Source organism: Cupriavidus sp. P-10 (assembly GCF_003402535.2).
Taxonomy (GTDB): domain Bacteria; phylum Pseudomonadota; class Gammaproteobacteria; order Burkholderiales; family Burkholderiaceae; genus Cupriavidus.
On the sequence record NZ_AP025171.1, the window covers coordinates 2304245 to 2319971 of the forward strand.

The window sequence follows — 15727 nt, forward strand, 5'->3', positions numbered from 1 at the left end:
CCCGGCCCGGAAAAGAAAAAACCCCGGGGGCCTTGCCCCCGGGGTTGCGATCTTGCCGGGCCGCCAGGCGGGCCAGTGCCGATCAGGCTGCGACGGATGCCAGCGCGGCGTTCAGCGTCTGGCTCGGGCGCATCGCGGCGCTGAGCTTGGCTGCGTCCGGCTGGTAGTAGCCACCGATGTCGACCGGCTTGCCTTGCACCGCAGCCAGCTCGGCCACGATGCTCTGCTCGTTGTCGGCCAGCGTCTTGGCCAGCGGCGCAAACTTGGCCGCCAGTTCCGCGTCGTCCGACTGGGCGGCCAGTTCCTGCGCCCAGTACATCGCCAGGTAGAACTGGCTGCCGCGGTTGTCGAGCTGGCCGGTCTTGGGCGACGGGCTCTTGTTGTTGTCCAGCAGCTTGCCGGTGGCGCCGTCGAGCGTCTTGGCCAGGATCTTGGCGCGGGCGTTGCCGGTCTTGATGCCGACATCTTCCAGCGACACAGCCAGGGCCAGGAACTCGCCCAGCGAATCCCAGCGCAGGTGGTTCTCTTCCACCAACTGCTTGACGTGCTTCGGAGCCGAACCGCCGGCGCCGGTTTCATACATGCCGCCACCGGCCATCAGCGGAACGATCGACAGCATCTTGGCGCTGGTGCCCAGTTCCATGATCGGGAACAGGTCGGTCAGGTAGTCGCGCAGGATATTGCCGGTCACCGAGATGGTGTCCAGGCCGCGGATCACGCGTTCGAGCGTGTAGCGCATGGCGCGCACCTGCGACATGATCTGGATGTCCAGGCCGTTGGTGTCGTAGCCCTTCAGGTAGGCCTCGACCTTCTTGATCAGCTCGGCCTCGTGCGGACGGTACGGGTCCAGCCAGAACACTGCCGGCATGCCCGAGTTGCGCGCGCGCGTGACGGCCAGCTTGACCCAGTCGCGGATCGGCGCGTCCTTGACCTGGCACATGCGCCAGATGTCGCCCTGCTCGACGTTCTGCGTCAGCAGCACTTCACCGGTGGCCAGGTCGACGATGTTCGCGACGCCGTCTTCGGCGATTTCGAAGGTCTTGTCGTGCGAGCCGTACTCTTCAGCCTTCTGCGCCATCAGGCCGACGTTGGGCACCGTGCCCATGGTGGTCGGGTCGAAGTTGCCGTTGGTCTTGCAGAAGTTGATGATCTCTTGATAGATCCGGGCGAAGGTGCTTTCCGGAATCACGGCTTTGGTGTCCTTCGGACGGCCGTCGGCACCCCACATCTTGCCGCCGATGCGGATCATGGCCGGCATCGAGGCATCGACGATCACGTCGTTCGGCGCGTGCAGGTTGGAAATGCCCTTGGCCGAATCCACCATCGCCAGTTCCGGACGATGCTCATGGCAGGCGTGCAGGTCGCGGATGATTTCTTCGCGCTTGGAGCTGGGCAGCGTTTCCAGCTTCTCGTACAGGTTGACCAGGCCGTTGTTGACGTTCACGCCCAGTTCGTCGAACAGCGCGCCGTGCTTGGCGAAGGCTTCCTTGTAGAAGATCTTCACGGCGTGGCCGAACACGATCGGGTGCGAGACCTTCATCATGGTCGCCTTGACGTGCAGCGACAGCATCACGCCGGTCGCGCGGGCGTCTTCGAACTGCTCTTCATAGAAGGCGCACAGGGCCTTCTTGCTCATGAACATGCTGTCGATGATCTCGCCGTCCTGCAGCGCGACCTTGGGCTTCAGGACGATGGTCTTGCCGCTCCTGGTGACCAGCTCCATCTTGACGTCGCGCGCCTTGTCCAGCGTCAGCGACTTTTCGCCGTGGTAGAAGTCGCCATGCTTCATGTGCGCCACGTGCGTGCGCGAGGCCATGCTCCACTCGCCCATGCTGTGCGGGTGCTTGCGCGCGAAGTTCTTGACCGCGGCCGGGGCGCGGCGGTCGGAGTTGCCCTCGCGCAGGACCGGGTTCACGGCCGAGCCCAGGCACTTGGAATAGCGCTTCTGGATCGCCTTTTCTTCGTCGGTCTTCGGGTCTTCCGGATAGTCCGGCACCTTGTAGCCCTTGCCCTGCAGTTCGCGGATGGCGCTGACCAGCTGGTGCACCGAGGCGCTGATGTTCGGCAGCTTGATGATGTTGGTTTCCGGCAGCTGCGTCAGCTTGCCCAGCTCGGCCAGGTTGTCCGGCACGCGCTGTTCTTCGGTCAGGAATTCGGGGAACTCGCCCAGGATACGGCCGGCCACGGAGATGTCGCTGGTGGTGACGTTGATGCCGGCCGGCTTGGTGAAAGCCTGGATGATCGGGAGGAACGCACTGGTCGCCAGCAGCGGAGCTTCGTCGGTCAGCGTGTAGATGATGGTAGGTTGCTGGGTACTCATTGCTTCTCTCAGATCCTCGAACGGTGGGTGGGATATCTGCCTGCCGGGCGATGAGAGCCCCTGGCAGGGCAACAAACTAGGCGAAAGATAGAATTTTGCCTCAGTTTCCTGTCAGGAGTCTGAAAACCACCGCAATTTGCGCGGCAATCGGGCAGAAATTTGGGCCGGCGTTCGGCCGGCGGCGCTCGGTTCCTTCCCTTGCACCCGAACGGTGCCGCTCTGGCAACCGATTTGACATTTCGGGACAAGCGGGCGCCGGCAGACCTGCTGTGCGGGGTGCGCCCGACGGATCACAGAGTTGTCAAACTTGACGCCGACAATGTCGGCTTTTGTCCTCTCGACGCCAAGGAACCGATATGTCCCGACCTTTGCCTGCCCTGCCGCTGGCCCGGCTCGCCGTGGCCGCCGCCCTGCTGGGCGCCCTGCCGGCGTGGGCCGATGCGCCTGAAGCCTTCCCGGCCACGCTCGCCGGCCACGCCGTGCTGCCCGCGCAAACGCTGCTGGCCGTGCCCAAGGACGCTCCGGCCGACCTGCGGCTCAGCGGCAAGTTCACCACCGCGCAGCGTACCGAGGCGCCCGGCACGGTCGAAGGCAAGTCCAATGGCCGGCCAACCGGCATCTCGCTGCCGTTCCGCGGCCAGCCCGCACAGGGCCACTCCGGCATCAAGCGCATGGCCGACGGCAGCTTCTGGCTGCTGACCGACAACGGCGCGGGCGCCAAGGCCAACTCGCCCGACTTCATGCTGTACCTGAACCAGTACACGGTGGATTTCGGCACCGGCCAGTTCCGGCGCCTGAAGACGATCTTCCTGCACGATCCGGACAAGAAAGTGTCGTTCCGCATCGTCCATGAGGGCACGAAGCAGCGCTACCTGACCGGCTCGGACTTCGATACCGAGAGCTTCCAGTTCGCGGGCGGCGCCATCTGGATCGGCGACGAGTTCGGCCCGTTCCTGATCAAGGCCGACATGAACGGCAAGGTGCTGGCGGTGTTCGAAACCATGGTCGACGGCAACGTGGTGCGCTCGCCCGACCATCCGGCGGTCACAACGCCAGCCGCGCCCGACGCTGGCATCAGGTTCCAGGTAAAGCGCTCGAAGGGCTTCGAGGGCATGGCGGCATCGCCCGACGGCGGCAAGCTGTATGCGCTGCTGGAAGGCGCGCTGTGGAACGAAGCGGCCAAGGGTTACGAGAGCGAAGGCGGCAAGCCCTACCTGCGCGTGCTGGAATTCGACGTGAAGCGGCAGGCCTGGACCGGCCGCCACTGGAAGTATGTGCTGGAAGGCGCGAGCCATGCCATCGGCGATTTCAACATGATCGACGCCAATACCGGCCTGATCATCGAGCGCGACAATGGCGAAGGCACGCCCGACAAGGCCTGCCCGGCCGGGCAGAAGCGACCGGACTGCTTCGATGATGTGGCGAAGTTCAAGCGGGTCTACAAGGTCGAGCTGACCGATGCCAACGCCGGCGGGCCGCTGCGCAAGATCGGCTATGTCGACCTGCTGCGCATTGCCGATCCGGGCAAGCTGGCGCGCAAGCCGCTGACCGATGGGGTGCTGGCCTTCCCGTTCTTCACCATCGAGAACGTCGACGTGGTCGACGCCACGCATATCGTGGTCGGCAATGACAACAACCTGCCATTCAGTACCAGCCGCGAACCGAATCGCGCGGATGATAATGAGCTGGTGTTGCTGGAGGTGGGAGAGTTTCTGAAGGCGCGGTGAGGCGGTGCTCCCCTCTCCCGCTTGCGGGAGAGGGGAGAAAACTGGCGGCAAACGATCAGGCCGCGAGCCTGAACGTCGACACCGCTTCCTTCAACCGCTGCGCCTGCTCTTCCAGCGAACCCGCAGCCGCGGCCGCCTCTTCCACCAGCGCCGCGTTCTGCTGCGTGACGGTATCCATCTGCGTCACAGCCTGGTTCACCTGTTCGATCCCCGAACTCTGCTCGGCCGAAGCCGCGCTGATCTCGCCCATGATGTCGGTCACGCGCTTGACCGCCGCGACGATCTCTTCCATGGTCTGGCCCGACTGCGTCACCAGCATGGAGCCCTTCTCGACGCGATCGACCGAATCCCCGATCAGCGCCTTGATCTCCTTGGCCGCCGTTGCACTGCGCTGCGCCAGGCTGCGCACTTCGCCCGCCACCACGGCAAAGCCACGGCCCTGCTCGCCGGCGCGCGCCGCTTCCACCGCCGCGTTCAGTGCCAGGATATTGGTCTGGAAGGCGATGCCTTCGATCACGGCAATGATGTCGACCACCTTCTTCGACGCGCCGTTGATCTCTTCCATGGTCTCGGCCACCTTGCCCGCGACTTCGCCGCCCTTCTCCGCGATATCCGACGCATTGACCGCCAGCGCGCTGGCCTGGCGCGCGTTGTCCGCGTTCTGGCGCACGATGCTGGTCAGTTCTTCCATGCTGGCCGCGGTCTGCTGCAGCGACGAGGCCTGTTCCTCGGTACGCTGCGACAGGTCGGTATTGCCCGCCGCGATCTGGCTGGTGCCGGACACGATCGACTCGGTCCCCGCGCGCACCTGGCGCACGATGCGCAGGATATTGGCGTTCATGTCAGCCAGCGCCTGCAGCAGCTGACCGGTCTCGTCGCGGCTGTCGACGTCGATGCGGCTGGTCAGGTCGCCCGAGGCCACGGTGCGGGCCACCGCCACGGCGCGGTGCAACGGGCGCGTGATGCCGCTGGTCAGCCAGACCGAAAAGGCAATACCGATCGCCAGCACCACCACACCGAGCCCGATCAGGCTGTTGCGGGCGTTGACGTAGATCTCGTTGATCTCGCGCGCGGTGGCGTCGATGCTGGCGCGCTGGATGTCGAGCAGTTTCTGGATCTCGGCGAGGTAGGCGTCGCCGGCGGGGACGAACTCTTTTTCCAGCACCTGGTTGGCCTCTTCGGTCAGGCCTTCCAGCTTGAGCTTGGTGATCTTGTCGCGGCCGTTGTTGTACGGGTCGCGTACGCCCAGGATCTTCTGGAACGCGGCCTTTTCCGCTTCAGAACTGAGCATCGGCTGCAGCTTGTCGCGCAGCTGCGCGATGCCTTCGATCGACGCCTTGGTCTCGGCGGCAAAGAACTGGCCCAGCGACGGGTCGGCGCTGCGCGCCACCGCGGTGGTGCGGCGCACGCTGGTGTGCATGAGCCGGTACCAGTCGCTGACCAGCCGCTCCTTGGTCAGCGGCTGCTGCATCATCGCATGCGTGCGTTCTGCCACCTGCTGCAGGCGCATCATGCCAAATACCGTCATGAGCGCGGATAGCAGCAATACCACCCCAAAACCAATGCCGAGGCGCACCCCGATACCTAGATTCTTCATTTCTTCTACCTGATTAGGACTGGTTATGGCGAAGTGCCGACGCTCGGTGGGCGCGGCGTTCTCCGCTCTCGTCGTCCGCGGGCAGGCCCGATGGGCCGGCGCAGGTGCGGGCTATGGATGGCAACGGCATGGGGGGCCGAAACTTTAGGGTCTTCCTCGATTGACGGCTAGAAGTGTGCGGAGACCGGCTATAGTGGAGAGATATCCGGCGCAGGGCCGTCCCGCCGGCCCGCGCCACCCTGCTCAAGCTTCCCCCCAACCAGGAGATCCAGCATGGCCACGCCTCCCAATCCTTTCGCCGATTTCACCAAGCTGATGGAGCAGTTCCGCGTGCCGGGCCTAGACATGACCGCCGTGATCGAGGCGCGCCGCAAGGACATCGAAGCCCTGACCGAGGCCAACAAGCTGGCCTACGAGGGCATGCAGGCAGTGATGATGAAGCAGCAGGAAATCTTCACGCAGACCATGCAGCAACTGCAGGCCGCCGCGCAGCAGTACGCCACCGGGGGCAATCCGGCCGAGGCGATGGCCAAGCATGGCGAACTGGTGCAGCGTGCACTGCACCAGGCGTTCGAGAACATGCGCGAGCTGGCCGAGACCGCGCAGAAGGCGCAGACCGAGGCGCTGACAGTGATCGGCAAGCGCGCCGAGCAGAACGTCAAGGAGGCTGGCCAACTGTTCCAGCAGGCTGGGAAGAAAAGCTAGCGACCGGCCGTGGCATCGGAGGGCTTGCCCGCACGTTCCCGAAACCTGCTGCGCGCCACGCTGGCGCGCCTGATGCCCGGCGCCACCGAGCTGCTGCACTACCGCCGCGCCGATTTCGGCGTGGACCTGCAGGCCGGTGTCTCGGTGGCCGCGGTCAGCCTGCCGATCAGCGTGGCGTACGCCCAGCTTGCCGGCTTCAGCCCGGTGGTGGGCCTGTACAGCGTGGTGCTGCCGATGCTGGCCTATGCGCTGTTCGGCTCGTCGCGCCAGATGATCGTCGGGCCCGACGCCGCCACCTGCGCCATGATCGCCGCGACGCTGTCGCCGCTGGCACTGCCCGACAGCGAAGCCTATCGGGCGCTGTCGGTATCGCTGACTTTGCTCACCGGCGTGTTCTGCGTGCTCGCCGGCAAGTTCCGGCTCGGCTTCCTGGCTGACTTCCTCTCGGTGCCGATCCTGGCCGGCCTGCTCAACGGCGTGGCCATCAATATCGCCTTCAGCCAGCTCGGCAAGGTCACCGGGCTGACGCTGGCCGGCCGCGACGTGATCGGCCAGGCGGAGTCGCTGCTGCGGCACCTCGGCAGCATCCATTGGCCCACCGCCGCGCTGGCCGCGCTGACGCTGGCGGTGTACTTCGGCGCCCGGGCCTGGCAGCCGCGCGCGCCAGGAGCGTTGTTCGCGCTCGCGGTAGCGACCTTTGTCACATGGATGCTGGGGCTGCAGGGGCTTGGGGTCCAGGTGGTCGGCCCGGTGCCGGCTGGCCTGCCGCCTCTGATCGCACCGTCGATGCCGCACGAGCTGTTCGGCACGCTGGTCCCGGCCGCAGCCGCGCTGGCACTGGTGTCGCTCAGCAGCGGCCTGCTGACCAGCCGCAGCTTCGCCGCGCGCAACGGCTACAGCGTCGACGCCAGCCAGGAATTCATCGGCATCGGCGCCGCCAGCATCGCCAGCGCGCTCAGCCAGGGCTTCGCGGTCAGCGGGTCGAGCTCGCGCACCGCCATCAACGAGGCCGCCGGCGGGCGCACGCGCATGGTGTCGGTGATCGGCGCAGTGACCGTGCTGCTGGTGTTGCTCTTTCTCACTGACCTGCTGGCCGCACTACCCGCAGCGGCGCTAGGCGCCATCCTGATTGCGTCGGCCTTCAGCCTGTTCGACTTCGGCGGCCTGATGGCCCTGCGCCGCTACAGCCGCAGCGAGCACGGCATCGCGCTGGTCACGGTGGCGGGCGTGGTGCTGCTGGGTGTGATGTCGGGCATCCTGCTGGCGGTCGCCATTGCCCTGTTGCGCTTCCTGGCGCAGATGGCGCGCCCCGGCGAGCAGCAGCTTGGCCGCTGGAATGGGCACGATGGCTTCTACGAACTCGCCCACTACCCCGAGGCCAGGGCAGTGCCGGGCCTGCTGATCTATCGCTTCGAATCGCCGCTGACGTTCTTCAACGCGGATTTCGTGCGCCAGCGCGTAGTGGCGCTGGCGACCCTGCACGACGCGCGCTGGGCGGTGATCGATGCCATATCGATCGCACACGTGGACCTGACCGGCGCCACCATGATGCGCGATTTGCAGGCCCAGCTCGCGGCCAGAGGGTCGCAGCTGGTGATAGCAGGTCGTACGGCGCAGCTGACCGCATGGCTGAACCAGCGCGGCATTGCGCCGGACAGCACCGGGATTCTGTTTTATCCGTCCAAACAGGCTGCGCTGGAGGCGTACCACGTCTGCGAAGCAAGGCATCGCAACGCGGATGGCGCGGCGGCAACGGGCACGGAGACAACGGCGCCAGGGCCGGTAGCCTGAGGGGACGCGCCGACGTGCCTTCACCGGGTTCCCCTGCCTGCCGGGGCAGCTCGGTCTGGTACGGTGGCCGGCTTTGCACCGGCCGTCCGCTCAGATCGTCAGATCACCCCTTGCGCCAACATGGCATCCGCCACCTTGACGAAGCCGGCGATATTCGCGCCCTCGACATAGTTGATATACCCGCCCGCCTTCTGCCCGTGGTGGATGCAGTTCTGGTGGATGTCCTTCATGATCGCGTGCAGCTTCTCGTCGACCTCGGCGTGGTGCCACGACAGGCGCATCGCGTTCTGCGACATCTCCAGGCCGGAAGTCGCCACGCCGCCGGCGTTGCTGGCCTTGCCCGGTGCGTAGAGGATCTTTGCGTCGACGAAGCGGTCCACCGCTTCCAGCGTCGACGGCATGTTGGCACCTTCAGCCACGCAGATCACGCCGTTGCCGAGCAGGGTTTCAGCATCGTTGCCATCGAGTTCGTTCTGCGTTGCGCACGGCAGCGCCACGTCGGCGGGCACGTGCCACGGGGTGCGGCCGGCTTCGAAGTTCATGTCGTGGCGCGCGGCGAAGTCCACCAGGCGGCCGCGCTCTTCGTTCTTGAAGGCCATGACTTCAGCCAGCTGCTCGGTGGTCATGCCTTGCGGGTAGTGCAGCACGCCGCCGGAGTCCGACAGGGTCAGCACCTTGGCACCGAGTTCGATCGCCTTCTCGGCAGCGTATTGCGCCACGTTGCCCGAGCCGGAGATCAGCACGCGCAGGCCGTCGAAGGCGCGGCCGCGTCGGTGCAGCATTTCCTGGGCAAAGTAGACGGTGCCGTAGCCGGTGGCTTCCGGGCGCATCAGGCTGCCGCCATAAGCCAGGCCCTTGCCGGTGAACACGCAGGCGGACTGGTTCGACAGCTTCTTCATCATGCCCGCCATGAAGCCAACTTCACGCGCGCCCACGCCGATGTCGCCGGCCGGGATATCGGTGTCCGGGCCCAGGTGACGGTACAGCTCGGTCACCAGGGCCTGGCAGAAGCGCATCACTTCGCCATCGGACTTGCCCTTGGGATCGAAGTCCGAGCCGCCCTTGCCGCCGCCCATGGGCAGCGTGGTCAGCGCGTTCTTGAAGGTCTGCTCGAAGCCCAGGAACTTCAGCACCGACAGGTTCACGGTCGGGTGGAAGCGCATGCCGCCCTTGTACGGGCCGATCGCCGAGCTGTGCTGGACGCGGAAGGCGCGGTTGACCTGCACCTGGTTGCGGTCATCGGTCCAGGCCACGCGGAACTGGATCACGCGCTCGGGTTCGACCAGCCGCTCGAGCAGCGCCTGGTCTGCGTAGCGCGGATTGCGCTCGACGAACGGCCAGAGCGTCATCATCACTTCCTTCACTGCCTGGAGGAATTCAGGTTGATTGGGGTCGCGGCGGGCGACCCCCGCCAGGAATGCGTCGAGGGAAGGAGCGTTCACGATGTCTCTGCTGTGCTGGATGCTGTAACTGGATCTGACGGCCCTGCCGGGTGGTGCCGGTCTCTGAAGCCGCGTGGCGTTGCGCCGAGGGGAAGGTGGGTGGCCTCCGGTTGTCCAGACATTTACGGCATGCCGCGCCTGTCTGGCAACCCGAAACTGTAGCACCGGCATGGGGCATGTGGCAGTCAAAACACCTGTGACTGCAATGGCGAGGCTACATTTTGGTGCGAACAGCGGGGCTTTCCGTGCGATCAGCGCACAAATGCGATCGAAAAACGACTTGCCACGCGTCTAGGCAATCAGCAGCTTGGCGCCGCGCTCTTTCAGCGCCGCCCCGATTTCCGGCTCGGGCGCCATGTCAGTGATCAGCCAGGCGGCCAGGTCGAAATGCTTGATCGTCACACCGGTGTTGCGGCCGAACTTGGTGTAGTCGGCTACCACGCACGGGGTGTCGGCGGCCATCAGCATGCGGCTGCGCAACTCGGCCGCGGCGCGCGAGAAGTCGCAGATCTCGCCGCGGGGCGTGACGCCACCGATGCCGATAAAGGCAAAGTCGGTGTGATAGCGCGACAGCTGCTCGATGGTGTCCCAGCCGTGGGTCGCGTCCTCGTTGTCCTGCAGTTCGCCCCCGAGCACGATGACGCGGTTGCCGTTGCGTCGCCCCAGCAGCTGCGCGATGGCAAGGTCGTTGGTGTAGACCAGCAGGTTGTGGTGTCCGTGCAGTGCCTGCGCCACCGCGTGGGTGGTAGTGCCGTAATCCAGGATCACCGATGCGCCGTCGCGCACCAGCTCCGCGGCGCGCACGCCGATGGCGCGCTTGCCTTCGGCATTGACCAGGGCACGGGTCTGGGTATCGGGTTCGGTACGATCAGAAGCCAGCGCGCCGCCGTGGGTCAGCACCAGCAGGCCGCGGCCGGCGAGCGTGTTCAGGTCGCGCCGGATGGTCTCGCGCGATACGTCGAGTTCGGTCACCAGTTCGCTGATGGCCAGCGCGCCGGTGGCGGAGAGCTGGTCGAGGATGTATTTCTGCCGTTGTTCGGCGAGCACGGGGACTCCGGGAGCGTTTGGGCTGAGCGGTGATTCTAGCGCGGGTGTGACTGGCATGGTGGCCGTCAACCAGCGCAGACCTGCTCCCTCTCCCGCTTGCGGGAGAGGGGAGCAAACCGGGGAGCAAACCGGCGGTCGAATCAGCTCGCCTGGTACCTCACGCCCAGGGCAGCGTCACCGTCTTCAAATTTGTAAAGCTCTTGGCCGCCTCCTGCACGCCCTCCTTGTACCCCAGCCCCGAATCCTTGATGCCGCCGAACGGCGTCAGCTCGATGCGGTAGCCCGGCACTTCCCACAAGTTCACCGTGCCGACGTGCAGCGAATTGGCGATCTTCGTGAACGCCTCGATATCGTTGGTGCAGACCCCCGAAGACAAGCCAAACGCCGTGCCGTTGGAAATCCGGATCGCATCATCGACATCGCGGAACGTGATGATCGGCGATACCGGCCCGAAGGTCTCCTCGCGCACCACCGTCATCGCCGGGTCGACGCGGTCGATCACAGTGGGCGCGTAGCTGGCGCCGTTGCGCTGGTTGCCGACCAGCAGCCGCGCGCCCTGCGCCACCGCCTCGTTGACGCGCGCCTCGAACAGCATGGCCGCCTCTTCGTCGATCACCGTGCCCATGTCGACGCCGCGGTCCATCGGGTCGCCGTATTTCCACGCGCGGGTTTTCTCGACCACCAGTTCAGTGAAGCGCGCCGCGACCGCCTCGTGCACCAGCATGCGCTTGACCGCGGTGCAGCGCTGGCCCGAGTTCTTGTACGAACCCTGCACCGCGAGGTCGGAGGCACGATCGAGGTCGGCATCGGCCAGCACGATCAGCGGGTCATTGCCGCCCAGCTCCAGCACCACGCGCTTGTAGCCGGCCTTGCTGGCGATGTACTTGCCGATCGCCACACCCCCGGTGAAGGTGACGAGGTCGACGGCAGGATGGGTGATCAGCTCGTCGGCGATCTCGCGCGGGTCGCCGGTGACGACCTGCAGCATCTGCGGCGGCAGCCCGGCCTCGTACAGCAGGTCGGCCAGGTAGTACGCCGACAGCGGCACCTTCTCCGACGGCTTGAGCACCATGCGGTTGTTGGTCGCGATCGACGGCGCCACCTTGTGCGCCACCTGGTTCATCGGGTGGTTAAACGGCGTGATGGCGCAGATCACGCCTAGCAGCGGCTCGCGCTGCGTCATCACGCGGCGCTTCTTGCCGTGTGGGGTCAGGTCGCACGAGAACAGCTGGCCGTCGTCGCGCAGCGCCTCGGTGGCGGCAAAGCCGAGCACATCGGCCACGCGGCCGATCTCGTACAGCGAATCCTTCTTGGACAGGCCGGACTCCAGCGTGATCAGGTCCGACGCTTCTTCGGTGCGCTTGCGCAGCAGGGCCGCGGCGCGGTTCAGGATGGCGGCGCGCTCGTAGCGCGTCAGTGTGGAGCGGTACGCCTGCGCCACGTCGAAGGCGCGGCGCACGTCGTCGAGCGTGGCCTTGGGCACGGTGCCCACCAGCGTGCCGTCATACGGGTTGCGCACCTCGATCACGCGCTCGCGCACGATCTTCTGGCCATCGATGCGCAGCGCCTCGGCGCGGAAGTGCGGGCTGATTGTGCCAGCAGGGAATTGGGGAGCGTTCATGGATTTCTCCGGTCAGTACGGATGCAGCGGCTGGTAGCGTGGCTCAGTGCAGGTCTCAGTGCAGGTCTCAGTGCAGATGGTTGAGCGCCACGTCGAAGATGTCGAAATTGCGCATCACGGGCTTGCCCGGGATGCCGTCGGTCGGGCGGTTGAACACCAGCGGCACGGTCTGCTCCGAGACGCCGCCGTGCGAGCGCAGCGGCGCATCGAGCCCGGACAGGTCATGGCGGCTGCGGCTGGTGCCCAGCACCACGTGCTTGTCGCCGGTCACCACCAGGTCGCCCACGCGGTCGGACGGCAGCTCGAAGCGCGCGCAGGCCTCGGCGTTGTCGAGCACGCTTTCCACGCCCGGCAGGCCGGACAGCCTGGACTTGAGCGCGTCGCGGTCGGCGCCTTCCGGCAGGTAGACGGTGGCGTACGAGCCGAGCGCGCCATGGTGGACCACGTATGGATCGGTAATCGGCAGGATCACGCGCGCGCCGCCCTCTTCCACGCCGCGGCCGAGCCACGCATCCAGATGGTCCTGCAGGTAGATCACGTTGGGCGCCTTGGTGGCATCGTCGTGCTTGGCGTTCATGCCATGGTCGGCGGTCAGCGCCACCACGCAGCCGAGTTCGTCCAGACGCGCCAGGTACTTGTCCATCATGGCGTAGAACGAATTGGCGCCGTCCGAACCGGGCGCGAACTTGTGCTGGATGTAGTCGGTGGTGGACAGGTACATCAGGTCCGGGCGGCGGGTTTCCATCAGCCGCACGCCGGCGGCAAAGACGAACTCGGACAGCTCGGCGCTGTACACATCGGGCACCGGCATGCCGACCAGTTCCAGCACGCCGTCGATGCCGTTCTCGGCCACCGTGGCCTGGTCGGCTTTCTCGGACGAGAAGCAGATGCCCTGCATGCCATGGCCGAGCAGTCGGCGCAGCTTGTCCTTGGCGGTCACCACCGCGACGCTGGCGCCGGCGCTGGCAAACGCGGCAAGGATGGTGCCGGCGCGCAGGTACTTGGGGTCGTTCATCATCACTTCCTCGCCGCGGCCGCCATTGGCGCTGCGATCGAAGAAATAGTTGCCGCAGATGCCATGCACCGCCGGCGGCGCGCCGGTGACGATGGAAAGGTTGTTCGGGTTGGTGAAAGTCGGTACCACGCACGCGCCGCGGAACGACGAGCCACTGGCGAGCAGCCGCTTGAGGTAAGGCGCGCTGCCGCTGGCGGCGGAGGCTTCAAGGTAGTCGAACTCGCAGCCGTCGACGCAGACCACCACGACGGGCTGCTGCATCCAGCGGTAGCTGCGCTGGTTGACGGTAATGGTGCGGGCGGAATCGTTGGTATCGGGCATGGTGGTGGCCTGGCGGGTGTGGTCCGGGAAGCGAAGGATGGGTTCGGTGGGCGGTGCGATCGATTCAGGCGCCGTCATCAGGCAGCCGCGCCGGGACTGGCGCTGCCCGGATCGACGGCGGCATGCATGCGCGCGCGCCCGCGCTCGACGTGCTCGCGCATCAGCCGCGCGGCCAGCTCGCCGTCGCGCGCGGCGATGGCCGAAACGATGGCACGGTGCTCGCGGGTGGAGTCGGGCATGGCCGCGTTGCTGCCGGACAGCGCCTCGCGCCGGAACAGCGTCAGCTCCTTGACCAGGCGCCGGTAGGTGTCGAGCAGCTTGCCGTTGCCGGCCAGCTCGACCATGCGGTCGTGGAAGGCGAAGTTCAGGCGCGTGTATTCGTCCAGGTCGCGGGCTGCGCTGGCGGTGCCCAGCGCCTCGACCAGCGCGCGCAGTTCGCGCAAGCCCTCAGCCGTGATGCGGGCCGCCAGTTGCCGGCCGACGAACTCGTCGAGCACCGCGCGCAGTTCATAGATCTCGTCGGCTTCCTGCACCGAGATGGCACGCACGAACACGCCGCGGTTCTTTTCCGTGCGCAGCAGGCCGGCCTGCTCCAGCGCGCGGAACGCTTCGCGTACCGGGCCGCGCGAGACATTGAGCTGGCCCGCGACTTCGATCTCGTTGAGCTTGGCGCCCGGCGGCAGTTCGCCGGACATGATCCGCAGTTCCAGTTCGCGCTGCACCAGCGTGGTCAGGGATTGGCTCTGCAGGATGGTGATTTCGCTCGCCAGCGGGGCTTGGCGTGACATGAAAACTCCCGTTTGTGACGGATTCGGCAATATCGAAAATCCTTATTGCGATTAAAGCAAGCGATTTGTATATTGTCAACAATCAAGACATCGGCGACGCCAGCAGGGTGACGCAAAAGCCATTGATAAAACAGGCATATGTCTTGTAAGTGTTGTAGCAGAAGGGTTTCAAGGTGATCCAATGTTGCGCAACGCAGCGCCACACATTGCAACATATTCACCAAATTGACACAAATCTCCACCTACAATGCCGGAAAAGGAGGCCCCATGAAACTGTCCATCACGTCCACCCTGCATACCGCCGCCGCCCTGCTCGCACTGGGCGCCGCCAGCACCGCGCTGGCCCAGAAAACCACCCTGACGGTCTACACCGCGTGGGAGATCGAAACCCTGAAGCCATACGCCGAAGGCTTCGCCAAGGCCGCGCCCGACATCGAGCTGAAGTACGTGCGTGACTCCACCGGTGTCATCACCGCCAAGGCGCTCGCTGAAAAGGCCAACCCGCAGGCGGACGTGATCGCCGGCCTGGCCGCATCGAGCCTGGAGCTGCTGAAACAGGAAGGCATGCTGACGCCCTACACGCCCAGGGGCTTCGAAAAACTGACGCGCGACTACAGCGACAAGGCCACGCCGCCATCATGGGTGGGGCTGGATGTCTGGGGCGCCACCGTGTGCTTCAACACCGTCGAAGCCAGGAAGCGCAACCTGCCCCGACCCGAGAGCTGGAAGGACCTGGCCAAGCCGGTCTACAAGGGCACCATCGTGATGCCCAACCCGGCCTCGTCCGGCACCGGCTTCCTTGACGTGACCGCCTGGCTGCAGCTGTTCGGCGAACAGGAGGGCTGGAAGTACATGGACGCGCTGCACGAGAACATCGCCCAGTACACGCACAGCGGCTCCAAGCCTTGCAAGCAGGCAGGCTCGGGCGAATTCCCGATCGGCATCTCGTTCGAACTGCGCGCGCACAAGACGCTGGCGTCGGGCGCACCGATCGAGATGATCTTCCCCAAGGAAGGCCTGGGCTATGACATCGAGGCCGCCGGCATCGTCAAGGGAACGAAGAAGCAGGAGGCCGCGCAGCGCTACATGGACTGGCTGGCGAGCAAGGAAGCGGCGCAGCTGTTCGCAAAAGACTGGGCCATCGTGACCTACCCTGGCGTGGCCCGGAAGGTGGAGACCATCCCTGCCAACTACGAGCAGATGCTGGTCAAGAACGATTTCAGCTTCATCGCCAGGAGCCGCGAGCGGGTGCTGAACGAATGGCAGAAGCGGTACGCCGGCAAGTCCGAAAAGCAGTAATCCGGGAACGCCTTGGCCCGGCGCCCAGAGCGCCGGACCACCGCCACGACAACA

11 protein-coding genes are annotated in these 15727 nt (G+C 65.8%); 4 read left to right on the forward strand and 7 right to left on the reverse strand.

Annotated elements, in window-relative coordinates:
- Window positions 1-82: 82 nt before the first annotated feature.
- Window positions 83-2320: an NADP-dependent isocitrate dehydrogenase gene (locus tag CTP10_RS27245; protein ID WP_116319516.1), complete on the reverse strand. Its 2238-nt coding sequence runs from the start codon at window positions 2318-2320 to the stop codon at window positions 83-85.
- A gap of 356 nt (window positions 2321-2676) precedes the next feature.
- Between CTP10_RS27245 and CTP10_RS27250 the strand changes: the two genes are divergently transcribed.
- Window positions 2677-4047: an esterase-like activity of phytase family protein gene (locus CTP10_RS27250; protein WP_116319515.1), complete on the forward strand. Its 1371-nt coding sequence runs from the start codon at window positions 2677-2679 to the stop codon at window positions 4045-4047.
- 55 nt (window positions 4048-4102) lie between these two features.
- Here the strand turns inward: CTP10_RS27250 and CTP10_RS27255 are convergent, their stop codons facing one another.
- Window positions 4103-5644 carry a methyl-accepting chemotaxis protein gene (locus CTP10_RS27255; protein ID WP_116319514.1) on the reverse strand — a complete coding sequence of 514 codons (1542 nt, stop codon included), beginning with the start codon at window positions 5642-5644 and terminating at the stop codon, window positions 4103-4105.
- Window positions 5645-5917: 273 nt separating this feature from the next.
- Here CTP10_RS27255 and CTP10_RS27260 point away from each other — a divergent pair, with 273 nt between their 5' ends.
- Both CTP10_RS27260 and CTP10_RS27265 read left to right on the forward strand, forming a co-directional pair.
- Entirely contained in the window at window positions 5918-6349 is a 432-nt protein-coding gene (locus CTP10_RS27260; protein WP_116319513.1) for a phasin family protein, read from the forward strand.
- 24 nt (window positions 6350-6373) lie between these two features.
- A complete protein-coding gene (locus tag CTP10_RS27265) occupies window positions 6374-8140 on the forward strand; it encodes a SulP family inorganic anion transporter (RefSeq protein ID WP_116319512.1) in 1767 nt (588 codons plus the stop codon).
- A gap of 98 nt (window positions 8141-8238) precedes the next feature.
- On the opposite strand, the gene gdhA is transcribed toward CTP10_RS27265, so the two are convergent.
- The 5 genes from gdhA to CTP10_RS27290 form a co-directional block, all read right to left on the reverse strand.
- Window positions 8239-9582, reverse strand: a complete 1344-nt coding sequence (gene gdhA, locus CTP10_RS27270) for an NADP-specific glutamate dehydrogenase (protein ID WP_116319511.1) — start codon at window positions 9580-9582, stop codon at window positions 8239-8241.
- Window positions 9583-9873: 291 nt separating this feature from the next.
- Complete coding sequence (locus tag CTP10_RS27275) at window positions 9874-10629, reverse strand: DeoR/GlpR family DNA-binding transcription regulator (RefSeq protein ID WP_116319510.1); 756 nt, start codon at window positions 10627-10629, stop codon at window positions 9874-9876.
- A gap of 157 nt (window positions 10630-10786) precedes the next feature.
- Window positions 10787-12250: a phosphonoacetaldehyde dehydrogenase gene (gene phnY, locus CTP10_RS27280; protein WP_116319509.1), complete on the reverse strand. Its 1464-nt coding sequence runs from the start codon at window positions 12248-12250 to the stop codon at window positions 10787-10789.
- Window positions 12251-12317: 67 nt separating this feature from the next.
- On the reverse strand, window positions 12318-13586 hold the full coding sequence (phnA, locus tag CTP10_RS27285; RefSeq protein ID WP_116319618.1) for a phosphonoacetate hydrolase: 1269 nt from the start codon (window positions 13584-13586) through the stop codon (window positions 12318-12320).
- A 77-nt stretch (window positions 13587-13663) separates the two neighbouring features.
- Entirely contained in the window at window positions 13664-14374 is a 711-nt protein-coding gene (locus tag CTP10_RS27290; protein ID WP_116319508.1) for a phosphonate utilization associated transcriptional regulator, read from the reverse strand.
- Window positions 14375-14641: 267 nt separating this feature from the next.
- Here CTP10_RS27290 and CTP10_RS27295 point away from each other — a divergent pair, with 267 nt between their 5' ends.
- The gene (locus tag CTP10_RS27295; RefSeq protein WP_116319507.1) at window positions 14642-15673 is read left to right on the forward strand and encodes a putative 2-aminoethylphosphonate ABC transporter substrate-binding protein; all 1032 of its coding nucleotides are present in this window, start codon (window positions 14642-14644) and stop codon (window positions 15671-15673) included.
- Window positions 15674-15727 lie beyond the last annotated feature (54 nt).